Source organism: Rheinheimera aquimaris, from assembly GCF_020531985.1.
Classification (GTDB): Bacteria; Pseudomonadota; Gammaproteobacteria; order Enterobacterales; family Alteromonadaceae; genus Alishewanella; species Alishewanella aquimaris.
The window spans coordinates 595,654-619,005 of the sequence record NZ_JAJAVQ010000002.1 but is presented as its reverse complement, the minus strand read 5'-3'; the positions used below and the strand labels follow the sequence as shown (position 1 = coordinate 619,005).

18 protein-coding genes are annotated in these 23,352 nt (G+C 53.0%); 10 read left to right on the top strand and 8 right to left on the bottom strand.

Translation table 11 applies throughout. The features are described 5' to 3' along the window. Positions 1–267: 267 nt before the first annotated feature. The 6 genes from LHL18_RS07745 to LHL18_RS07720 all read left to right on the top strand — a co-directional run bounded on the left by LHL18_RS07745 (position 268) and on the right by LHL18_RS07720 (position 8,292). The gene (locus LHL18_RS07745; protein WP_134052575.1) at positions 268–3,348 is read left to right on the top strand and encodes a TonB-dependent receptor; all 3,081 of its coding nucleotides are present in this window, start codon (positions 268–270) and stop codon (positions 3,346–3,348) included. A 256-nt stretch (positions 3,349–3,604) separates the two neighbouring features. Next, positions 3,605–4,342: a SapC family protein gene (locus LHL18_RS07740; RefSeq protein WP_226766475.1), complete on the top strand. Its 738-nt coding sequence runs from the start codon at positions 3,605–3,607 to the stop codon at positions 4,340–4,342. A 9-nt stretch (positions 4,343–4,351) separates the two neighbouring features. Beyond that, complete coding sequence (locus tag LHL18_RS07735) at positions 4,352–5,419, top strand: cupin-like domain-containing protein (protein WP_226766474.1); 1,068 nt, start codon at positions 4,352–4,354, stop codon at positions 5,417–5,419. 16 nt (positions 5,420–5,435) lie between these two features. Beyond that, positions 5,436–6,938 (top strand): tryptophan halogenase family protein, encoded by a 1,503-nt coding sequence (locus LHL18_RS07730; protein WP_226766473.1) that lies wholly within the window; start codon positions 5,436–5,438, stop codon positions 6,936–6,938. Positions 6,939–6,943: 5 nt separating this feature from the next. Further along, entirely contained in the window at positions 6,944–7,654 is a 711-nt protein-coding gene (locus LHL18_RS07725; protein ID WP_226766472.1) for a DUF6445 family protein, read from the top strand. Positions 7,655–7,863: 209 nt separating this feature from the next. After that, a complete protein-coding gene (locus LHL18_RS07720) occupies positions 7,864–8,292 on the top strand; it encodes a hypothetical protein (protein ID WP_226766471.1) in 429 nt (142 codons plus the stop codon). Positions 8,293–8,480: 188 nt separating this feature from the next. On the opposite strand, the gene LHL18_RS07715 is transcribed toward LHL18_RS07720, so the two are convergent. The 3 genes from LHL18_RS07715 to LHL18_RS07705 all read right to left on the bottom strand — a co-directional run bounded on the left by LHL18_RS07715 (position 8,481) and on the right by LHL18_RS07705 (position 12,473). Beyond that, entirely contained in the window at positions 8,481–9,026 is a 546-nt protein-coding gene (locus tag LHL18_RS07715) for a hypothetical protein (protein WP_226766470.1), read from the bottom strand. Positions 9,027–9,281: 255 nt separating this feature from the next. Further along, positions 9,282–11,495: an exonuclease domain-containing protein gene (locus tag LHL18_RS07710; RefSeq protein ID WP_226766469.1), complete on the bottom strand. Its 2,214-nt coding sequence runs from the start codon at positions 11,493–11,495 to the stop codon at positions 9,282–9,284. A 9-nt stretch (positions 11,496–11,504) separates the two neighbouring features. Further along, positions 11,505–12,473, bottom strand: coding sequence for a calcium/sodium antiporter (locus LHL18_RS07705; protein ID WP_226766468.1), 969 nt, complete (start codon positions 12,471–12,473; stop codon positions 11,505–11,507). A gap of 135 nt (positions 12,474–12,608) precedes the next feature. Here LHL18_RS07705 and LHL18_RS07700 point away from each other — a divergent pair, with 135 nt between their 5' ends. Then, positions 12,609–12,791 carry a hypothetical protein gene (locus tag LHL18_RS07700; protein ID WP_134052592.1) on the top strand — a complete coding sequence of 61 codons (183 nt, stop codon included), beginning with the start codon at positions 12,609–12,611 and terminating at the stop codon, positions 12,789–12,791. Here the strand turns inward: LHL18_RS07700 and LHL18_RS07695 are convergent. From LHL18_RS07695 to LHL18_RS07685, 3 genes are all read right to left on the bottom strand, one after another. Then, a complete protein-coding gene (locus LHL18_RS07695; RefSeq protein WP_226766467.1) occupies positions 12,766–15,921 on the bottom strand; it encodes an efflux RND transporter permease subunit in 3,156 nt (1,051 codons plus the stop codon). The genes LHL18_RS07700 and LHL18_RS07695 overlap by 26 nt on opposite strands. A gap of 3 nt (positions 15,922–15,924) precedes the next feature. Next, positions 15,925–16,944, bottom strand: a complete 1,020-nt coding sequence (locus tag LHL18_RS07690; protein WP_226766466.1) for an efflux RND transporter periplasmic adaptor subunit — start codon at positions 16,942–16,944, stop codon at positions 15,925–15,927. Positions 16,945–17,088: 144 nt separating this feature from the next. Then, positions 17,089–17,907, bottom strand: coding sequence for a M90 family metallopeptidase (locus LHL18_RS07685; RefSeq protein WP_226766465.1), 819 nt, complete (start codon positions 17,905–17,907; stop codon positions 17,089–17,091). A gap of 132 nt (positions 17,908–18,039) precedes the next feature. Between LHL18_RS07685 and LHL18_RS07680 the strand changes: the two genes are divergently transcribed. Next, positions 18,040–18,498: a tellurite resistance TerB family protein gene (locus tag LHL18_RS07680; RefSeq protein ID WP_226766464.1), complete on the top strand. Its 459-nt coding sequence runs from the start codon at positions 18,040–18,042 to the stop codon at positions 18,496–18,498. A 6-nt stretch (positions 18,499–18,504) separates the two neighbouring features. Here LHL18_RS07680 and LHL18_RS07675 read toward each other — a convergent pair whose 3' ends face one another. Continuing rightward, on the bottom strand, positions 18,505–18,804 hold the full coding sequence (locus LHL18_RS07675) for a hypothetical protein (protein ID WP_226766463.1): 300 nt from the start codon (positions 18,802–18,804) through the stop codon (positions 18,505–18,507). 211 nt (positions 18,805–19,015) lie between these two features. Here LHL18_RS07675 and LHL18_RS07670 point away from each other — a divergent pair, with 211 nt between their 5' ends. Then, complete coding sequence (locus tag LHL18_RS07670) at positions 19,016–20,176, top strand: type 2 periplasmic-binding domain-containing protein (RefSeq protein WP_226766462.1); 1,161 nt, start codon at positions 19,016–19,018, stop codon at positions 20,174–20,176. A 4-nt stretch (positions 20,177–20,180) separates the two neighbouring features. Here the strand turns inward: LHL18_RS07670 and LHL18_RS07665 are convergent, their stop codons facing one another. After that, positions 20,181–22,448: a patatin-like phospholipase family protein gene (locus LHL18_RS07665; RefSeq protein ID WP_226766461.1), complete on the bottom strand. Its 2,268-nt coding sequence runs from the start codon at positions 22,446–22,448 to the stop codon at positions 20,181–20,183. Positions 22,449–22,706: 258 nt separating this feature from the next. Between LHL18_RS07665 and LHL18_RS07660 the strand changes: the two genes are divergently transcribed. Next, positions 22,707–23,345, top strand: coding sequence for a methylamine utilization protein (locus LHL18_RS07660; RefSeq protein ID WP_134052608.1), 639 nt, complete (start codon positions 22,707–22,709; stop codon positions 23,343–23,345). Positions 23,346–23,352: the final 7 nt, after the last annotated feature.

Sequence of the window (23,352 nt, the reverse complement as noted above, 5' to 3'; positions counted from 1 at the left end):
TTTACGGCATTGCACAACAGGTTTTATAGCGCCTGATAAAAAAAGCAAAAAGGTAACGCATTTTGGCAACTTCCCCTGTGTAACAACATTACTACAATGAGGGTCGGGGGTTGGCTATTCAGCATGGACATGCAGGAAGCCGTAACAGTCAGCACCTGCACAAACGAACATGCCGGCAGGGCCTGATTCATGCAATAACTAAAAGCCTTACTGCCCGACTGTTTGATTTGAATGACTTATAACAAATCACGAGGGGATGTAGAGAAAATGGAAAACAGGAAAACCTTTACCAGGACGGCATTGGCCCGGGCAGTGTCAGTGTTACTTGGTAGTGCGGCGGCTATGCCGCTATACGCACAGCAGGCACCGGTTCAGGAAGAAACAGATGCCAGCGGCATTGAAGTTATTATGGTGCGAGGCGTGCGCTCCAGTATGCAGGAAGCCGCATCCATTAAACGTAATTCTATGGGGGTGGTTGATGCCATCTCAGCTGAGGATATCGGTAAATTCCCCGATACCAACCTGGCAGAATCACTACAACGTATTACCGGTGTATCAATAAGCCGCACTAACGGCGAAGGTTCTGAAGTAACAGTACGTGGCTTTGGCGGCGACAATAATATGGTGACGCTGAATGGCCGTACCATGCCATCAGCCACCACTTATGGCGCAGGTTCTGGTGCCGACGGCACCACCCGCGGCGGCAGCGCCCGTGCCTTTGACTTTTCTAATCTGGCGTCAGAAAGTATCCGCGCAGTAGAAGTGTATAAAACCGGTAAAGCCAATATTGCTACCGGCGGTATAGGCGCCACACTTAACGTAAAAACCGCCCGACCGCTGGACACCGGTGAAACGGTAGCCAGTGTCGGGGTAAAAGCCGTACACGATACCACCAACCGTACCGGTGACGATGTGACACCGGAGATCTCAGGTATTTTTAGCCACGCACTGGACGACGGCAAATTTGGTGTCAGTATCTCTGCCAGCCATCAGCAACGTGATTCCGGTTACACCGGTGCAACGGTTAACGACTGGCAGGTAGACTACTGGGATGATATCGCCGATGCTGACCGGCTATGGAATAACGCTAATACGGAAGTGATCAACGCGCCGGAACAGGGCCAGTTATATACCCGTCCGAATGATATTCGCTATGCGTTTTCAAACACCGAGCGTAAACGTGACAATGCGCAGCTGACATTACAATTCAGGCCGCACGATAACTTTACTGCTACCGCCGATTACACCTTTGCCGAAAACAACCTGGTAGAGCACCGCGGTGAAATTACCAACTGGGTACAAACCGGTAGCAACACCAAGGTGGTAGAGTTTGACAATAATACGGTAAAAACCCCGTCTTATATTCAGGAAACCTACGCCAGTGCTGTTGATGAAGGTTACGAGCAACAATGGCGCGAGCAAACCAACACACTGAAATCAGCCGGTTTGAATCTGGAGTATCAGGTAAACGACAATCTGACACTGGCGCTGGATGCGCACAGCTCTGAGCTGTTCAGCCGTGGTACCGGCCCACGTGGCTCGGGCGAGCTGGCTGTGGGTTTGGGTGCACCTATAGTGACATCACGCGAATGGTTCTGGGGGGCGGATTTACCTACTTACCTGAACGTGTATGACGACACCCTGCCGGATAAAGGTGCCAATGCTAATGGTATGGTTGATGCCGGAGATGTTGGTTCCTCTATTGCCCGTATCCGCAATGCCAGCCAGGAAAGTAAAGTTAAACAGGTAAAACTGGATGGCAGCTATGAGTTTGACGATGGCCGCTTTGACTTTGGTGCCGAGCTGCGCAAGATGGAGTCGCGTTCTATTCAAACAGCCGGTAATAATATCGCACTGGGTAACTGGAACGTTGGTAACCCGGGGGAATTTGGCGATCTGATCCAGCCGTTCGATTTACCTGGCGAATTTGACGATTTCAGCACCCGGCCAGGCGGCTATGGTTTTATCGCTGACCCACGTGCGTTATACAATGCCGCACTGGATTTATACCCTGGTATTCCTACCGGTGTAGAAAGCTCATTGTCGTATGACAACATTGTGAAAGAAGATACTGAAGCCGTGTACTTCCAGGTAGCTCTGGAAGGCGAACTCGGCGGTATGCAGTTTGATGTATTAACCGGTATGCGCTATGAAAAAACCGAGTCTGACTCCAGTTCTCTGGTCAGCCGGGTATATTTCCAGTGGGAAGACAACAACGACATCTTCTCTTATGTCGATTCCAGCGTCCCGGCAGAACCGGCTTATGCCAGTAATGACTACGACTTCCTGCTACCCAGCCTCGATGTGACACTGCATCTGAGCGACGATTTAATCAGTCGCTTCTCATACAGCAAAACCATCGCCCGGGCCGGCCTTGGCAGCCTGGGGGTATCGGCGTCTAACTTCGGCGGTGGCGGCGGTTCTACACTACTGGGCGCACAACCTACCGCTGATGCATCAAACCCTGGCCTGCTGCCACTGGAATCCAGCAACTTCGACCTGTCTCTGGAGTGGTACTACAACCCGTTCAGCTACATGTCAGCCGGCTTCTTCCAGAAAGACGTGGTTAACTTTATTGGCAGCCGTCAGGTCGATCAGCCATTACTGGATATCCGCGATGTTACCGCTGGCCCACGGGCTCTGGCAGCAGCACAGGCTGTGCGTGATGGCGGCTTCCCGCTGGATGACACCTACCTGTATGCGATGATGGTATTTAATGAATACCGTAATCACCCGGATATGATTGCCGAGTTTGGTGCTAACCCGCAGTTTACCGGCACACCGGCACAGCTGGATTTCCTCGCTAATAACCCCGGCTTTGACTTACGCGCCACCGATGAAGATCCTGAAGTGATCTTCCGCACCAATACGCCGGATAACAACCGCGCCGCGAAAATATATGGTGCCGAGTTTGCTATACAGCATTTCTTTGGCGAAAGCGGTTTTGGTGTGCAGGCCAACTACACCATAGTACGCGGCGATGTTGGTTTTGATACCAATGCCGATCCGAGTGAATCACAATTTGCGTTAGTGGGGCTAAGTGATACCGCCAACCTGATTGGTATTTACGAGAAAGACGGCTGGCAGGCACGTATTGCCTGGAACTGGCGCGACAAGTATCTGGCAGAGGTGAACAAAGGTGGCTCAAATAACCCCCGGTTTGAAGAAGCCTACTGGCAAATTGATGTTAACGTGAGCTACGACATTAACCCGCAGCTGACGGTATTTGCTGAAGCGCTGAACCTGACCGGTGAAGACAGCCGCTCACATGCACGTAACAAAGCCATGTTGTGGTATCTGACTGATCTGGGGCCACGCTACCAGATTGGCCTGCGCTACGATTTCTGATGCGCTAGCCGCCACTGACAGTGGCGGCTTTTCTCTGTTCGTTGTACTGTAAAAGCCAGCACCTGGATAATGATAACTCAAGCAGAGTCGGTTTGCCCTAAGCTAACCGTCTCAGCCCTGGATGGGCTGAAAGGAGCCCCCACGGAAGGGTTTACGGCGTGTTAGCGTGGGCAAACCGATGGCAGCTGAATCATTCATTGACCAGCGTGGTTTTTGCAGTACAACAGCAGCTGTACAACAGAGACAGGACACAAACATGACACAACACGTACTGTTGAACAATATCGATCACCAGCATACCCGGGTGTTACACCATTTTAGTGCTGAGTACGGCGACAATCAGGTATCGGTACCGGTATTTCCCACCGAGTTTACTACGCTGCAACACGAATACGCCATTCTGGCACGCCATAACGAACAGGACGACAGCTTTCACGCCATAGCCTTACTGGGCTTAGCGCCAGACGAAAACCTGTATCTGAGCAACAACAATAATGGCTGGGACGCCCGTTATATACCGGCGCTGATTGAGAAAGGCCCGTTTCGTATCGGTTTTCAGCAGCAACAGACTGAGCGGGAAGCCGTGGTGCATATCGACCTGGCCCACCCTAAAGTCAACAGCCTACATGGCCAGCAGCTATTTCTGCCCGAGGGCGGTAGCAGCCCTTACCTGCAGCATATTACCGATACGCTGCTACGCATTCATCAGGGCATGGCGCTGACCAAGCCGATGTTCGGCGCTTTTCGCCAGCTGCAGCTATTGCAGCCCGCCAATATTGAATACAGCCTGCAAAACGGCGAAAAGCACCGCCTGAGTGGCAATTATTGCCTTAATACAGAAGCGTTGGCAGCGCTGCGTGGCCCAGAGCTGGAACAATTACACCTGGCGGGCTTTTTGCAGCTGGCGTTTGCTATGCAAAGCTCGTTGCGCCATATCAGCAGCTTAATTGAGCGTAAAAACCAGTTGCTGCAGCGCCTGGCTGCGACGGCCTAAGGCGGCAATATGCATAACGCCATTGCCCGCACAACAGTGCCATCGCTGACCATCAACCGGCATTGCCGTGTTATTGACAACTGCACCAGCGGCGAGGTGCCACAAAGTATTTTTAGCGCAGCCGAACCTGTGGTGCTTAAAGGCCTGGTTAGCCACTGGCCGATAGTGCAGCAAGGCCAACAGGGTAATAACGCACTGGCCGATTATATTAACAGCCATTACAACGGCCAGCCCACCCAGGTGTACCGCGCCGGGCCCGGGTTGAATGGCCGCTATTTTTACAATGACAATGCCACAGCGCTGAATTTTACCGTTGACACCGGCAAGGTAGACGAGGTTTTGCAACAGCTGCTGGCCTGGCAGAGTTTGCCAGAGCCGCCTTCAGCCTATATCGCCTCTAACCTGATCCAGAGTCACTTCCCAACGCTAAGTGCGCAATTGCCGCTGCAACTGAACAGGCCTAAGCCAGACTATGCCACCGAGCCAGACAGGGTTAGTATCTGGCTGGGTAACCGCTCGGTTGCCGCCTGTCATTATGATGCATCAGAGAACTTAGCCTGCTGCGTGGCCGGCAAACGTACTTTTACCCTATTTCCGCCGGAGCAGGTTGCTAACTTATACCCCGGCCCGCTGCAACCGACCCCCGGCGGCCAGGTGATCAGCATGGTGGATTTTGACCAGCCTGACTTTGAGCGTTACCCACGCTTTGCCGATGCCATTGCCGCAGGCTGCATTGCTGAACTGGAACCCGGCGATGCGCTGTACCTGCCCAGCATGTGGTGGCACCGGGTAGCAGCGCCCGGCAACTTTAACGTGCTGATCAACTACTGGTGGAGCAACGCGCCACGCTATACCGGCTCTGGCATGAATTTGCTGTATCACGCCCTGTTGTGCCTGCGCGAAAAACCTGAGCATGAACGTAAAGCCTGGCAGGCACTGCTGAATTACTACGTATTTGACGACCCGCAGCAGGCCGCTGCACATTTACCGCCAGCGGCACAAGGCGTGCTGGGCCCGCTGGATGATATGCAGGCCCGCCAGCTCAGGGCCATGCTGCTAAACCGGTTAAACCGCTGATAAAAAGGATCCTGTCGTGCACACTGATAATCAACATCACACCGCGGTTAAAAAAGTGGTTATTGCCGGTGGTGGCACTGCCGGCTGGGTGGCGGCAGCGGCGCTGTCAAAACGTTTAAAGGGCCAGATAGATGTGGTGCTGGTCGAGTCTGCAGAGATAGGCACTGTCGGCGTTGGCGAGTCGACAATACCCCCGGTGCAGCTGTTTCATAACCTGCTCGGTATCGACGAGCAGGAGTTTATGCGTGCCACCGACGCTACCTTTAAACTTGGTATTTCGTTTGAAAACTGGGGCCAGCTTGGCGATCGCTATATTCACCCCTTTGGTGTTACCGGCAAAGGCAGTTTTCTGGCCGATTTTCAGCATTATTACCTGCATGGCCGCACGCTTGGCATAGATGAACCTTTTGGTAGTTACTGCTATGAACTGCAGGCAGCGCTGGCTGGTAAATTTGCCAAAACCGACAGCTCCAACATCAGCTACGCCTATCATCTGGACGCCACCCGCTATGCCCGTTTTTTGCGTGCCTTTAGCGAAGCGCAGGGCGCGGTGCGCATAGAAGGCAAAATTGCACAGGTACAGCAGCAGGTAAATGGCGATATCCGCGCACTGGTACTGGAAGACGGTACTGAAATCAGCGGTGACTTATTTATTGACTGCACCGGTTTTCGCGCGCTGTTGATTGAACAGACACTGCACACCGGCTTTGAACGCTGGGATCACTGGTTGCCCTGCAACAAAGCCATGGTGGTACAAACTGAATCGGCCAGCACCCTGCCGCCTTACACCCGCGCTATCGCGCACGACAGCGGCTGGCAGTGGCGTATTCCGCTGCAGCACCGCGTTGGTAATGGCTTGGTGTACGCCGCCGACTACCTGTCGGACGATAAAGCCCGGCAACGGTTGCTCGGCAACCTGGAAACAGCACCGCTGTTTGAGCCGCGTATGCTGAGTTATCAAACCGGCCGGCGTAAAAAGTTCTGGCATAAAAACTGTGTCGCACTGGGTTTATCCAGCGGCTTTATTGAACCGCTGGAGTCAACCAGTATTTATCTGTTTATGAATGGCGTGATCCGGCTGCTGCGGTTATTCCCGTTTAACGGCGTGCAGCAACCGCTGATTGACGAATACAACCAGCAGTCGATCAGCGAACTGGAAAAAATCCGCGACTTTATTATTCTGCACTACCACCAGACTGAGCGTAGCGACAGCGAGTTCTGGAACTACTGCCGCACTATGTCGATCCCTGACACCCTGGCACACCGCATCGAGCTGTTCCGCGCCAGCGCGCATGCCTTTCAGACCGGTGAAGAAATGTTCCGGCTGGAATCCTGGTCGCATGTGATGCTGGGACAGCGCCTGATGCCACAAAGCTATCATCAGTTAGTCGCCAGCCTGTCGCCGCAGCAATTGCAGGCGCACTTACAGCAAATCCGTGACACCATCAGCCATGCCGTGGCGCGTTTACCCAAGCACAGCGACTTTATCCGCCAGTACTGTGCCGCCAATACGGATTGATAACCATGCTGGCCGCTAACCCCGCGATGCAAGTCCGCTGTCTGCGCCCCGGCAGCGAGCAATCGCCACTGCTGCTGATTGATAACTTTCTGGCGAAGCCAGAGCTGTTAGTCACCGATGCCTGCCAGCAAAGCTTTAGCGCTAACTCGCCTTATTACCCCGGCGTGCGTGCGCCGGCACCGCTGTCGTATCAGCAAGTGCTGCTGCAAAGCCTGACACCGGTATTACGCGATGTGTTCGCCTTGCCCGCCGGCGCGCTGAGTTTTTCGGTTTGCCACTATTCACTGGTGACCACAGCGCCAGAGCAGTTGAAACTACTGCAGCGGATACCGCATTTTGACACCACCGAAAAACACGCGCTGGCGGCAGTGCATTACTTATTTCACGGTAATCACGGCGGTACCGCGTTTTACCGCCACCGCCAGAGTGGTTTTGAAACCATAGATGACAGCCGCGCGGCGCAGTATTACCGGGCGCTGGAAGCCGAAAACGACGGCCCCAACCTGCCGGGGCGCGATGCAGGCTATATTCATGGCGATACACCGCTGTTTAGCCAGATAGCCGAAGCCGAAGGTGTATTTAACCGGCTGGTGATCTACCGCCGCCATGCCCTGCACAGCGGCGTAATTCCCCCCACCGCCAGCCTGTCGGCCAATCCAGCACAAGGACGGTTAACCATCAGCAGTTTTATTGACCTGCAGCCAGAGCCTGGCTAAACATTCAAATTGCTCTTTTAGATGGCTTAAACCGTATTTGTTGCAAGCACCAATTTCAGCTATACCAATAAGTTATTATGATTTCTAAACATTCGGCGTAGTGTTCTGTACATAATTCTACAAACACGTGTTAATCCGTGTTTAGACGCAGGTAGAACCGTCGAATACCGATAACCGATAACCAATAACCAATACATTCGGAGAATATGATGAGCGACGAACTTTGGCATAGAAAGGAAGAATACCTGAGTCTCCGCAAGGAGATCGAAAATTCGCTATCAGATTTGTCGACGCTGGAGAAAAATAGTTTACTCGGGATTGCTGCCGTCTATTCTTGGCTCGCCTCACAAGAATGTCTCCTTCCATTTTTCGCTTACGTCGCCGCTGGAGTCCCATTTTTTATTTCAATTTTTGGAGCTTTGCGAGCCTACTCCGTCAACAAACATCTCGGCATAATTGGCGCCTACATAAATCGCATAGAGGTTGTAACTCATCCTGGTGACGCCGAATACGCTGGCTGGGAGCATTTCTTTAAAAGTAAAGGTGGTGGGATTCAAACTAAAATGCGTATGTACTTTTGGGCTTTTCTTGCGTTTGCGAACTTTGCTATTTGGATTGCTAGTTGGTACAGGGAATAAAAGGGGGGCAGATGAAAATTAAATAACTAGTTTAATTTTGATCTGACCATAATTTTCAAGTATTACCTTGTCTGGGTGCATAGATACAGTTAACGCCGCAAGCACGGGCAAAGGCCAGCGGCTTGCCGCGCTGTGGCCTTTGTCCCCGAGGAGCTTAACGACGAGTTAGTGACTTGCATTGTTATACATTAGATTGAGCCCAAGAAAGACTCACTTAAAGACTCTCTAAACTCTTTTTTAATTGGAACGTATTTCTTGCACCATTCTCCCAGAAACTCTTTGGTGGGAACCGACCTTCCATCGGCAAAGTAGAATTTTCGTAGTTTCTCTGCTCCGCTACTATAGGTGGAAAGCAACTCCGCTTGCTGACTCAACCCCAAAAGCTCTAGCTTACTTTGCGCGTTATAGTAATTTGTTCGAGCAACTGTTAGCTCAGAGTCTATTTCGTTAATTATCTTTTCAGCTTCTTTCCAGTCATCGTCAGTAAATTCAAATTTCTCCGACGAAATTCGAATCCCGTCAAGCTTAGAAAAGTACCTATATGTGTAGTCAAAATACTCATCTGCACTTTTGGCTGCTTCTAATATGAGATCTTTAATAACAGTTGATTTCGACTTTTCGGACTCGTGCTGGTTTTTAAGCCTAGTTACTTGGTAAGCCGCAATACCACTTATAAGAGCGCCCAATCCAATTTTCACAGCCGTGTCTACAACATAGATCCACTCTGTGGCCAATTTATACCTCCAATGATGTATAACAGCTTATTCAAAGGATTTATCCCCGCAAGTTGCGTTTAAGAGATCCCGCAAGTTACAAAATAAAATTCAGTCTATGGCGCCAACCAAATGTAAATCAAGCATATTTTTCATGTAGCAAATTACGGCATTGCAAAATACGGGGCTTGCACCCGCAAGTTGCTGTTAAAAAACTCAAAGAGGAATGCTGTATAGCCACACAGCCTATTATTTACGTAAAGATGATAGACAGCGTTACTGATTGGCGGTACGCCGCGTGTTTATCATGTTCAGCAACTCCACCGTTGCTGTCGCATCTGCCAGTGCGCGGTGGTGGTTGGTGAGCGGTATATCAAACTGCTGGCACAGGTTGCCCAGGCTGTAGGATTTTAAACCAGGGTAATAGCGGCGCATATTTACTACCGTGCATAGTTGCGGCATATCAAACGGCAGTTCGCAGCGGGCGAACTCACTGCGGATAAAGCCGTAATCAAACTTAGCGTTGTGCGCGACAAATACCGCGCCTTGCAAAAATTCGGCGAGCTTATCGGCGATATCAGCGAAGGTTGGCGCATCGGCGACCATGCTATTGCTGATACCGGTTAAGCGGCTGATAAAAGAGGGGATATGCCGCTGCGGGTTTATCAGTGTACTGAAGGTATCGAGCACCTCACCGGCCTGCACTTTTAATGCGCCTATTTCGGTGATGCGATCGGTACCAGCTTTGCCGCCGGTGGTTTCAACGTCCAGCACTACATAAACGCGGTTTGGGTCGACTATCCACTGCAGTTTTTCAATACGGGCGTTAAAACCGGCCTGTTTTAGTGCCTGTAACCGTGCTAACTGGTGGCGCTGAATTTTATCGCCCGGCGCTTTTACTTCAATAAACTCCAGCGTGTCATCTTTTATCAGCAGTAAATCCGGGTAACCGCTGCTGTGGCGGGAAAAATCCTGCGCCATGGCGCGCAGTATGGGTGCTAATGCACTTTGGCCATTAGCCACCGACGCATATTGCAATAGCGGCAATAGCTGCTCTGCCAAATCGCTGTGCCAGTAAAACAGGCTGTTGGCTTTGCCATAGTGCGCAGTTAATGCGTTTAGCAGCGCGGTAGCCGCGCCTGGCTCGGCCAGTTGCGCCAGCTTTTGTTCTATTTGCTGCGCAAACTGCTGATAAAAGCCACCGGCACTGAGGTTACGCGGCCGGCGCTCAAACGGGTTATGCAGCGCACTGTGTTCATGTTCAAACAACTCATGCCAGAACCACAGGCCAAACAGCGCCAGCCACAGGTTGTTTTCGCCGTGAAACACGCTGTAGCCCTTTGCCGCATAATGCGCCATCAGGCCTTGCTCAGCTTTGCCTAAGTAAAGTTCGTCGATGCCAACCAGTGGCGCAGTGCGCAAAAGCTCAGTCAGTACCGAACGCCGCTGTTGGCTTGCGGCAAATTTACGCTGATAAAAATCATCGGCAAACAGCCATTCTTCATCGCAGCTGGGGTCGTCCAACAGTTGCTGCAAATACTGCTGGCACTTATCAAGCTGCCCACTGCTGAAATACAACCGCACTAAGCGCTCGCTGGCTGGAAAGCCATTACTGTGCTGATAAAAGGCGATGGCCAGCTCATCCAGCAGGTATTGCTCGGCCAGTTTGCCCAGGCTGTAGCAGCGTTCACTGCGCTTTAGCGCCAGCGCATTATCATCACTTTGTGGCCATTGCTGCACGTGCTCCAGCCAGGGTTGCAGTAACATGGCGGCATCTTCCGGCTGGTTTTTCAGCTGCTTTGCCAGCTCAGCCAGTTGCTGTTTGGCGCAGGCTAACGCATAGGCCAGCCGGGCCTGGGCTAAGCCGGTAAAGCGTGGTTTAAACTGCTGTTTAAACTGGCCGCTTTGGCGGATGCCCAAATCGCGCAGCGTAAACAATGATAAATTCGGCTCTATACGGCCAAAATAAAGAAAATACAGGTAATTCAGTGTGGGCTGGCGTTGCAGTGCGACATAACGCTGCGGCAGCTGATTGATAAGCGAAAGCCAGTTTACCTCCAGCTTCAGCGCTACGCGCAGCAGCTCTGGCTTGGCCTGGCTTTTTTTCGCACCGCTGGCTTCGCCGGTTGCCGCTTCAGCCAGTTGCAACAACTGCCACAGCGTATCTTTTGTTAAGCGTAGCCAGAAATCGGCCAGTTCATTGCCACTAAGCGCACTGATAAAGCCAGCGGCGCTCAGTTCATCCAGCACAGGCCCGGGCGGGCCAATCTCTTCGTAATGCAGCTCGGTATCGGCAAACACCGTGCCTTTGCGGTTAAGCATGCGCACCAGTAACTGCTGCGCGGGCTCAGTCAGCGCGGCAAAATCGTGCAGAAACTGCTGCTCGTCTGTGGTTAAACACTGCGCGTAGTGAGTACCGACAAACTGCAGCAACTCGTTAAAGTGCTGCAGGTAGTAACCGGGGTCGAGATCCTGGCGTGGCCCGGCCATAGCGCTGGCTTACGCCATAACAGTGCTGACTAAATAGCCGGTATAGCCAATAAACACCGCCAGTAGTGCAGCACCTTCCAGCCGGTTAATACGGCCCTGCTTTTTGTAACCGTAGCCCATCACAAACAGTGCCGCTGTCAGTACGGCCATCAGTGTCCAATCGCGCGTTAACACGACGGCATCAACCGCCATAGGTTCTATCGCTGCCGCTATACCCACTACCGCCAGCGTATTAAACAGGTTAGAGCCAATCACGTTACCGAGCGCAATATCGTGCTCGCCCTTTTTAATCGCAATCAGTGACGAAGCCAGTTCCGGCAACGAAGTACCGATTGCCACTACCGTTAAACCAATCACCAGATCGCTGACGCCCAGGCTTTGCGCGATAAACACCGCGCCATATACCAGCATACGCGATGCCACAATCAACAGCACCAGGCCCACCAGCAGCCAGATAATGGCTTGTTTTAAGGTCATGCTGCTTTGCGTCAGCTCTTCATTCATTTCGGTAGCTAAGGCATCCTGCGGGCTTTTCATGCCCTGATACACCGACCAGGCAATCAGCACAAAGAACACACCCAGTAAACACCAGGCATCCAGGCTGCTTAGTTGATGGTCAAACATTTGCCAGCCGGCAAATACGGTTACCAGCATTAAAATTGGCAGCTCTTTTTTCAGTACCTGTGAATGCACAGCAATAGGGCTTAGCAGCGCGACCAGACCCAGGATCAGCGCAATGTTAGTAATGTTGGAACCGTAAGCATTACCCAGCGCCAAAGCCGGGTTACCGTCGCTGGCGGCCATGGCTGATACCACCATCTCAGGAGCTGAGGTGCCAAAACCAACGATCAGCATACCGATTAACAGCGGTGGCATACCAGCATACCGGGCGGTGGCTGCAGCGCCATCGACAAAGCGGTCTGCGCTCCAGACCAAAAGTGCCAAACCGGCAATTAACGCTACTACCGCTAATGTCATACTGTTGCCCTTACTTAAGAAAATACTGCGCGCAGCATAGCATGCAGCCACAATGCTGCGAAGCCACGCCATGGCGATTTTGAAACTAAAGTGAAAACCGTTTAAGCTGTAGCCATAGCCTGAACGGAGTACATAATGACAACCCTGATTACGATACTGGCACTGCTGTTTGCCGCGCTGTTTATCGTTGTCACGCTGACCGAAAAATACGGTAGCCGCGACAGCGAACAAACCGCCAAATTAAGCCGCTACATTATGCCGCTAGTGGCGCTGCTGATTTTGGCGCAGGTGATTAAGTTTGCTTTTTTCTCTGACTGAGTTTTGCCTTTATCCCGAGCACACTAACCAGCAGCGCCGGTAAAAAGGTCAGGCTGATCAGGGTAGAAAACAGCAGCCCACACAATACGATAATACCGACACCACGATACAGCTCGGTGCCTTCACCGGGAATAAGCACCAGCGGCGCCAGGCCGAAAATGGTGGTGGCGGTAGACATCAGTATCGGCCGAAGCCTTGTCGCCACCGCCTGCGCTACGGCCTGCTGCACCGACTGTCTGCCGCTTTGCAGGTTATGCCGGCTTTGATCGACAATCAGGATCGGGTTATTCACCACAGTGCCGAGCAGAATTAAAAACCCCAGCATGGTGATCATATCAAATGGCTGGTGAAAGCCGCCCAGGCCAACATGGGCCAGCACACTGCTTACGCCATTAACGGCGGTTAAGCCGACCAGTGCACCGGCCAGGCCCAGCGGCACTGTGGCCAGAATAAACAGCGGGTAGCCCCAGTGGCTGAAAATAGCTACCAACAGCAAATAAATCAGCAGCACCGCTACCGCAAAATTACTGCCCAGTGCGGCACGGGTTTCATCCAGCTGATCCGATGCACCGGAGATATCCAGTGTTACGTCGGTGCCGATAGCACCGTCACGCTGCAGCTGCGGTACCAGCTGCTGCTGTACTGTTGCCACCGCGGTTTCCAAAGCGACTGAGCGCGGCGGAATAATGTACAGCGTTACCGTGCGGAGGCCATCAACCCGGCGCAGGGTATCGCTGTCAGCCACTTCGGCTAAGTCTGCCAGGCTGCTCAGCGGCAGCACAGCGCCACCTGGCGTCAGTACCGGGGTTTGTGCCAGCCTGGCCAGGCTTTGCTCATTACCTGCCTTGCTGAACAGAAAAATATCCACTTTGTCATCGTTGACAAAAAACTCGTCGACAAAGGCACCGTCACTGAGCGCTGACACCGCAAAACCAAAATCGGCGGCGCTGAAATTAAGCTCGGCTAAACGCTGCCAGCGCGGGCGGATCTCTACCAGCGGCTGATCCAGCGACAACGACGACGGTTCAGAGTTAAGCTGCGGCTGATCAAACAACTGACCAGCAGCCACATAGGCGGCATCAGCAGTGGCATACAAGCTGGCTAAATCGGGGCCGGAAATGTCCAGTGCGACGGCGCGGGTACCACCGTCGTTGCTGCTGATAATGGAGCCACGTGATGAGAATGCCCGCATACCGGGGTACTGGCGGAACAGCGCCGTCATCGCGTTCATCATCGCTTCAATATCGTCTGAGCGCACCGGCTCGCTCAGCACGCGGATGCGGCCCACCGACACACTGAGTGAATAATACTTCAGTGCCGGCATGCTGGTGTCACCGCGGTCAAAATCGGCTGGGTCGCGCTCAACCTGCGCGCTTAAGTATTCACGCAGTTCTGTGGCAATACCGGCCATTTCTGACAGGTTGTACCCCGGTGGCGCTATCATCGACGAAAAGGCTTTAGGCTCTTCCCCTTCCGGCAGATATTCGGCCGGCGGCAGTAAAAACCAGCCAGCACCGAGCGTCAGCAGTACCGTCGCCAACAGCGTCACACGCCGGCGCAGCCGGCTGCTGATAATACCATTAACCATGTTAAGCAATATGCCCGGGGGCTGGGCAGCGTCAGTTTGCTGCATAGCCGAGCGCTTGCCAAAACCCAGCCTGGCAATAGCCGCCGGCACCACCAGCACCGCCACCAACATAGAGGCAATGATGGCAGCACCGATGGCGATGGCAATATCAGAGTACAGCTGACCGGCTTCCTGCTCGACAAACAATATCGGCACAAATACCAGCACTGTCGTCAGCGTTGACGCCAGCACCGCCGGCCAGACCTCACGTACACCGGCAATAGCGCCCTCTATTCTGTCCAGCCCGCGCCGGCGTGCCTGTTCGATACTTTCCAGCACCACTATGGTGTTATCCATTGTCATACCGATGGCAAAGGCAATACCGGCCAGCGAGATCACATTGATGGTGCGGCCAAAGGCCAGCAAGCCTAAAAACGCCGCTATGGTACAAATGGGTACGCCCATCACACCAACCAGCGTGGCGCGGCCGGAGCGTAAAAATAAAAACAGCACCAGCGTTGCCAGCATGGCGCCCAGTGCCAGGTTGGTCCAGACATTGGCCACCGAGTCTTCGACATAGCGCACATCGTCACTGATTAATGTCAGTTGCAGGCCATTGGCTGCCAGCATGTCGCGGTTGATTTGCGCCACCACCTGCATCATCTGCCGCTTGATATCAATGACGTTAGAGCCTGGCTCGCGCCGCACTGACAGCCCCAGCGTGCGCTCACCGTCGGTGTAGGCCAGATCGCGCACTTCAAAGTGATCCAGCTCAATGCTGGCAACATCTTTTAACCGCACCTGCATATCACCTTGCTGGCTCAGGATCAGGTTTTCCAGCTCTGTCAGCTCATTAAAGCGCCCCACCATCCGCAGCAGATAACGGCGTTTTCCGCTGTCGATATCGCCGGCTGAACTGTCGCGGTTACGCTGGCGTATTGCATCGCGCACCTGCGTCAGGCTGATACCGCGCTGCGCCAGCCGGGCCGGATCAAGCCTTATTTGCACCTGACGCTCAGCCCCACCACTGACACCCACTTCAGACACCCCCGGCACCCGTTCCATCCGTGGCCGCACATAGTCTTCGGCGTAGTCGCGCAGCATATCCATGTCCAGTGTCAGCGGATTACCACGCAGTGGCATCAGGCGGAAGAACATAAAGGCATTGTTGGAAAATGAGCTGCTGAACAGCCTGGGCTGATCAACATTTTCCGGGTAGGACGGTACCTGACTGAGTGCATTGCTGACGCGGATCAGCGCTTCATTGACATCGACGCCAAACGGAAACTCCAGCTCAATTTCCGCCGAGCCGGTACTGGCGCGTGATACCATCCGTTTCAGGTTTGGCAGGGTGCGCAGATAGCGCTCCTGTTCAATCAGAATTTCTTTTTCCACATCCTGCGGGGTCGCGCCGGGCCAGCCGGTGACAACACTGATGGTACGCACTTCCAAATCGGGGATCATCTGTACCGGAATACGCAGCGCGGCCACTATGCCCAACACGCAGATAATCAGTACAGCAACCGTTAGTATGGTGCCACGGCGTATGCCGGCATCGAGCATAGGTTACTCCTTATCCTGTGCCAGTACCTGCACTCGCTGGCCATCGCGCAGCGTCTCGTTGCCGCGCACCACCACAGGTACCTGCTTTGGCAGGCCGGATAAAATTTCTACCCCTTGCTCGGTGCTGCGGCCAAGCTTCACCAGATGGCGCTTGGCGGTACTATCGTTAATGCTGAATACGCTGAAGTTACCGTCGGGGTGGCGTAACAGTGCATCGGGTGGTACCACCAGCACGCTGGAATCATCGCGCTCAAAGAACAAAGTTGCGCTGGCGGAGCTGCCCGGCAGTAATGGCTGTGGGCTGTCGCTGATCTGCAGGCGGGCAAGAAAACTGCGTGCGTTGCTATCGCCAACCGGCACCGCAGCCAGTAAGGACGCGCTAAGGGTAGCGCCGGGCACTAAATCCGGCCTTACGTCTATACGCCGTAACGACGACAGCTCTGTGAAATACTCTTGCGGTACCTGCACATCCAGCAACAAAGGGGACAGGCTAACCAGTTGCAGTACCGGTGTACCCAGTGCCAGCCATTCGCCAACATCGGTAAAACGTTTGGCGACAACACCGGCGAAAGGTGCGGTAAGGGTGTGCCGTGCCAGTATTTCCTGCTGTTGCGCCACGGCGGCTTTAGCCTGCTGGCGCGCAGCCTCAGCCTCGGCCAGGGCGGCCTGGCGTAAACTCAGTTCACTTTGCGGAAATAACTGCTGCGAAATCAGTTGCTGTGCTTCACCGACCAGCCGCTGTTGCTCGTCATAACGCACCTGAGCCGCATTGAATGCCGCCTGCAGCTGCGCCAGCTCGTGCTCTGCCACAGCGGTATCAAGCTTGAGTAAAGGCTGGCCCTGATTAACGATACTGCCAGCGTCCACCAGCACCCTGGCGACTAAACCGGCAGTGCGGCTGGATAGCTGCGCATCCTGTTTTGCTGTCAGGCTGCCACTGAGCACCAGTTGCTGCGCCAGCGCATTTTGTTGCGGCATCACCACCCGCACCGGCACACTTTCCTGCGCCGCTAGCGGCCACACCGTGCAGCAGCATCCTAACAACAGCAACCTCAGCCAAGCCATACTCTACCTAAATAAGAATTGTTCTTGTTAAGGCAGTATGACGCAAACCACGCTTCAGATCACTTTTTTCTGATTTTTTACCACTTTAGCCTGAGGGAGCTGTCACCAGCTAAGTGGATTTAAACGGTAAAACCGGCTCAGCTCGCCGTACAGTTTTGGATGCTGCCGCGATAACAAACCGGGTTGTTCGAAGAACACTTCACTGATTACGGCAAAGAATTCCGCCGGATTCGTCGCACCGTAGTGATCAAACAAACTATGTTCACCCAAACCGGCCTGGCGCTGTAATGTCGTGAACTCTGCCGCCATCACGCCGGACCAGCTTTGATAGTCGCTGCTGCGCTCCAGCAGCGGCGCACCATTAGCGATGCCTTTTTCCTGATCCAGTTGGTGGGCAAATTCGTGGATCACCACATTACGGCCATCACCGGGGTTAGCGGCACCATCAAGCGTATCGGCCCAGCTTAAAATAACCTTGCCCTGCCCCCATGATTCACCCGATAACACCCGGCGCTGTTCATGCAGCACGCCCGCAGCATCGGCGCTGTTGTTACGCACAATAAAGGCAGAGGGATACAGCAAAATCTGTTTTAGTTTAGGGTAGTAATAATCCGGCCGGTTTAGCAGTAACAAACAGGCCTGGGCGGCGATGGTCACGCGCATTTCGTCGGTCACTGTTAAGTCATCACAGCCAATAAAGTCTTTCTCAGCAATAAATACCTGGATGTGCTTTTTCAGCTGCAGCTGTAAATCGGCAGGCAACGCTCTGAAATAGGGCAAACGGCGCTTTAAAATATCACGCCACGGCGCAGGAAATGGCCGCGCCATAATGATACTGCGCTGGTAACGGCGCCAGTAAGGCAAGCCCAGTACCAGCGCAATAATGGCTGCGCCGAGTAATACAGTAAACAGGATTGCCACACTTCACCTCATATCAGGACAGCGGTATGCTGCAAGCTTAATGTGGCAGCAGTGGCGGTTTTTCAAGCATACCCAGGCTGAACTCTGCCGCAGTTGTGGCCTCTAACCTGCGATGCAAAGAAAGGAAAAGCAATGTTTCAGTTATTTAAAACCCTGCTGGATAAAGTAAACGATGGCCTGTCAGCACCCGCAGGCACGACGAACGCTTATGGCCTGAATGAGACGGAACTGGCCTGTGTCAGCCTGATGCTGATGGTGGCTTACGCTGATTTCAGCAGCAGTGATGATGAGCGTGCTCTGGCAACAGATTATGTCAAACGGGAGTTTTCTCTGACTGACAGTGATGCTGCAGCTGTGATTACGCTGGCAGATAAACAGGCACAGGATGCCACCTCGTTGCATCAGTTTACTGCGCAGTTAAAGCAGCTAAGTTATGATGCCAGGCTGGCGCTGCTGGACAACCTGTGGCAGCAGGCCTATGCCGACGGCGTGCTGGATCCGAATGAAGAAGCGATGCTGCGTAAAATAGCGGATCTGCTGTTTATCCGCCATAGCGACTATATTCAGGCGAAACTGGCGGTGTCTGGTTAAAGCCGCTTAGTCTTCCCGCTTATGAATAACTTCACCTTCTATCACGGTATTCGCGTTATTGTGCTGTGTGCCGGCTTGAGCGCGCTGGCGTTGCTGCCAGGCTTTAATTTTTGCACGGTGACGAAACAACAGAATCGGGATCAGGATCCAGCTTAACAGCAGCATAAATACCAATACAGCAACACCGACGAATAACATCAGGCCCAACATCAACCAGGCCAGAATGCGCTGCAGTGGCCCGGCACTTTGACGACGGGCAAACATTTGCTGCCATTGGCTGCTTTGCTGTTTAAACGAAGAAAACATAGTTACCTCAATGTTGGCCTTACCGCACAACTTTATGCGGTAAAACCTTACTGCGTCACCGAACCAAGCCTGTAGCACTGACGCTGAGTACAGACTGAACCTGACAAAACTGCCCGGTAATACAGCCTTAGTGTGGGCGCAGTGAATGAAGTTCAACACCTGTGCTGTCGATTGCTATACTTGCATCAGTTTCATTAAAAGGACTTTGGCTATGCGCTTTGCGTTACTGCTGCTTTGCCCGCAATGGGTAGCCGCAGCGGGCCTGGTGTTAGGCACACATTCGCCGGTTGATGGCAACAGCAGCCAGCAGCAGATTAACTGCATTATGCAGCAGACCCGCCAGCCCTATACATTGCAGGTTATGCCATGGCGCAGGGCACGGCAGGAAGTAAAAATGGACCGGATTGACGGTTATTTCACCGCCATGCCCAATGACGACATGAACGACTTCGCCCAGTTATCTGCACCATTGTTTCTGGAGAACTGGTACTGGTTCTGGCATCAGCGTCATGCCGGGCCCGACAGCAAAGAACCTATCCGTTATGGGGCCATACTGGGTAGCCATCAGGCCGACTGGTTAGCGCAGCATGAACATAAACCCGACGTAGAAGTAAACGATTTGGCGCAGCTGGTGCAACTGTTGAATATTGGCCGTATCGACATATTGCTGGCCGATTTGGATGATTTTAACGAGGTTGCGCGCCGGCTTAAAATAGATAGTACAGAATTTCACCAACGTTTTTTCCGATATGTGCCGCTTGGCGTTTACTTTGCTCATAAAGCCTTGCAGCAGAGACCCGGTTTTATCGCCCAGTTTAACGCGGCGACACATTTATGTGCGTCGGCACCTTTTGCATTATCAACAGCCGAGCAGCAATTGATCCTGAGCAAGCTATTGGCGGATGTGCAACAGTTAGCGCGCTTGCCGCTGCTACGCCAACGCCTGCAACAACAAAACCAGCCCGAAGTCGATCTGTCAGCAATGTTACTACTGGACTCACAATGGCAGCAGCAATTGCTGGCTAGCCCGGACGACAGTCTTGCCGCCAAAATGCTCAGCAGTGCGGCCTCCGAAGTGCTGCAACAATGGCAGACCCAATATGCGGAGCTGGTGACTGAAGTTATCCTGATGGATCAGCATGGTGCAAACGCAGCCATCAGCAGGGTGACAACTGACTACTGGCAGGGCGATGAAATGCCGTTTCTGGGTATTTTTGAACAACAAGCAGCTTATTTTATCGATGTGGTTGAATACGACCAGTCAACCCGCCGCTTTCAGGTAAAGTTGAGTGTACCTGTTCGCGACGGGCAGCGCCATATAGGCGTACTAAGCGTTGGTATTGATGTTGAGCGCGCCTTAGCGACGAACTGATAATTTAATACGACTTACCAAAAGACAAATACACCGCATTGTTCTGCCGGATAAAACTGCGCTCGGCGTGGCCATAACCCAGATATAACGGGCCAAAAGGTGTATCCCAACCCAGAAACACACTGCCAGCCCATAACCAGTCAGTGGTGTCATCGGTCTGTTCTTCACCAAATACATTGGCTTTTACCCGCCCCCGTTCCAGCGAGCCGCCAATGTATAAAGGCGCGTTAAAGAACGAAATCTGCGGCTGATTGATCTGATACAGGTAAACAAAGCTGCCAAACTGAATATCTGAACCATACAGCAAGTCGGCTGGGTAACCGGACAGATTTAAAAAGCCGCCCAGTGAAAACTGATCAAAAGAAATCGCTGTGTCATCGGCTTGATGGCGGTCAAAATACCAGCGCGTTCTGAGGATATGAGGGTGCCAGCTTTTCGCGGCCAGTAATTCTGTTGATGTTCGCGTACTGTCGCCATGCAGTGCCAGCGTATAGTCGGTGCTGCGTCTGATGCTGGTTGCCAGCCGGATACCTCTGCTTGGGAAACTGCGGCTATCCAGCGTATCCCAAATCAGCTTCACCTCTGGCCCGCGGCTGCGGTAATCCAGCGTCGCACTGCCAAACTGCTCTGCCAGATAACCCGGCATGGTAATGCTGCCATTTTGCCAACCCCAGCCCAGCGTCAACTCAGCATGGTCGGAGATATTCCAGCCCAGCCTGGTTACAGCAAGGTTGCGATTGTTACGCAACTCGCCTTCAGACAGCCCGTTGTCGCTTTGCAGCACCTGAACATCCCGCCTGTGGCCAACACCCGCCAGTGCAAACAGCCCACTGTCAGCGAAAGGCAGATAAGCCTCGGTGTATAGCGATTTGTCATTACCCAATCCTAAAGTGGTGTGCCACTCGGCGCCCCAGCGGGTTAAGTTGGTCAATGTGTAAGCCCCGGCCAGCTGATACTGGTGGGTATTATGAAAATCGTCTTCGAGTTGAAAATGAAAATTCAGATATCCCGGCCCCCAGGATTTCTCCTCCGCCCGGATATGCAGCGTATTAGTGCCGTCCGCAGCCGCAGTCAGTTGCTGAGACACCCGCTCAAACGTATCCACCCCATAAAGCTGCCGCAGCCCTTTATGCAGCTTGCGTGGTGTGTAGGCATCACCCGGCGTCAATTCAAGCCGGCGCAGTAACAGCCGGTCGTCCAGCCGGGACAGGTTTTCCAGTTCAATAGTGTCGATCGTGATAGCCGCCTCGGGCCTTGGCAAAAATGCCTGACGCCAAGTAGCATACCACTGAGGCTGACTAAACCCCGCCAGCTGCGGTTGTGCTGCCTGTGCCACAGCGCGCCCTGCCGCTATCGCCTCATCAATACGTTCAAATGCCAGTGTTGCCACGCCCTCAGCAACCGGGCTAAGCAGCAGGTCGTCCTCATCCAGCAACTGCAATTGCTGCTGCACACCGGCTCTGACTAAGAAAGCGGTCAGTTGATGCGTTACATTCAGCGCCGACATCATCTGTTGTTTATTCAGCAGCGGGGCGTCGATACTGACCACAATCACCCGGTCAGCCCCCAGTTGTTTTGCCACACTGACCGGCAGATTGTTGACTACACCACCGTCCACCAGCAACCTGCCATCCAACTCCATTGGCGCGACGACTCCGGGTATTGTCATCGACGCTTGTACAGCCTGTACCAGACTCCCCCTGTCCAATACAACCTGCTGCTGCGTTAGCAGGTCGGTAGCAATAGCACGAAAAGGCACCGGCAGTGTGTCAAAGTGCACCCTATTAGATGTCGTGCCGTACATGCTCTGCAGCAAGTCTGCCAGTGCCTGACCAAACAACAAACCTTGCGGCAATTTGATACCGTCGGCAGATAGCCCTAAATCAACGTTCAGCGCGAACTGATCACTGTGCTGTTTGCGCCGCATTGGCATTTCATCGCGGTATACTCTGTCTCTGAAGCCTTCCGCCCAGTTTGCCGCAGCCAGCTTGGCACTGATTTCGCTGGCACTGAAGCCACTGGCATACAAGCCGCCGATAAAAGCCCCTATGCTGGTGCCGACGACAAGGTCGACCGGGATCTGTTGCTGCTCCAGCTGCTCAATCACCCCCAGGTGTGCACCACCACGGGCGCCACCTCCACCTAATACCAGTGCTACACAAGGCCGCTGCTGAGCTTTTGCCTGGCGGCAGACTTCATCAGCCCGCACCTGCAATGCGCCGGACAACAACGTCAGCAGTGCTATATTAAGTAGTACTTTTTCCGCCCTCATCCTGTTCTCCCTGGCGCATCAGCGATGTATTACAGCAGTGTAGCCACAGCAGCCCTGCAGGCACAACAGCTTAACCCCGTATCTGCTTCCGGGCAGGTTGCCTCAGACGAAAATCAGGCACGCATACTGTTACCACTCCACATGCTATCGCCATTTAATATCAGACTGTCTCAAAGCGCCGGCAGCGCTGACCATTGGCATTGAGCTGGCAACAGGTTACTGTTATTGTTAACGGTGTATTTTCAGATGGTGGCGTGTATGCAGCATTACCTGGTCAATTTGATTGTGTCACTGACGCTACTTTTGGGTTTAACCTCACCGCTTTTTGCCAACACGCTATCAATCCGGATCACGGATGAAATGCAGCAAGCCGTTGCCGATACCGTGGTTGAGCTGATTCCGGGCAATTCAGACCTGCCCCGTCCATCAACTGCAGGCAGCATTGCCCAGCAAAATCTGACGTTTGTGCCTTTTGTGTCAGCTTACACGGCCGGCACTTACATTGAGTTTCCCAACCGGGATAAAACACGCCACCATGTTTACTCTTTTTCACCGGCAAAAACGTTTGAAATTGAGCTGTACGCAGGCAAACCTGAAGCGCCTGTTTTATTTGATAAGCCTGGCATAGTGTCTATTGGCTGCAATATTCACGACTATATGCAAGCCTACGTGTACATTGGAGAAAGCCCGTTTCTGGCCATCAGCGACAGTGAAGGTAAGGTTCATTTTGACGGCTTAACTGACGACACTTATCAGCTGAAACTGTGGCATCCGTGGCAAAAGAAAGACCATGACAGCCTGAGCCTAGTACTGGACCATGATACCAGTATTGATTTAACACTAGCGGTTGAACAAAAACAAAAACCTAAAGCCCCTAAACGTGGCTTTGGCAATTAGGATATCG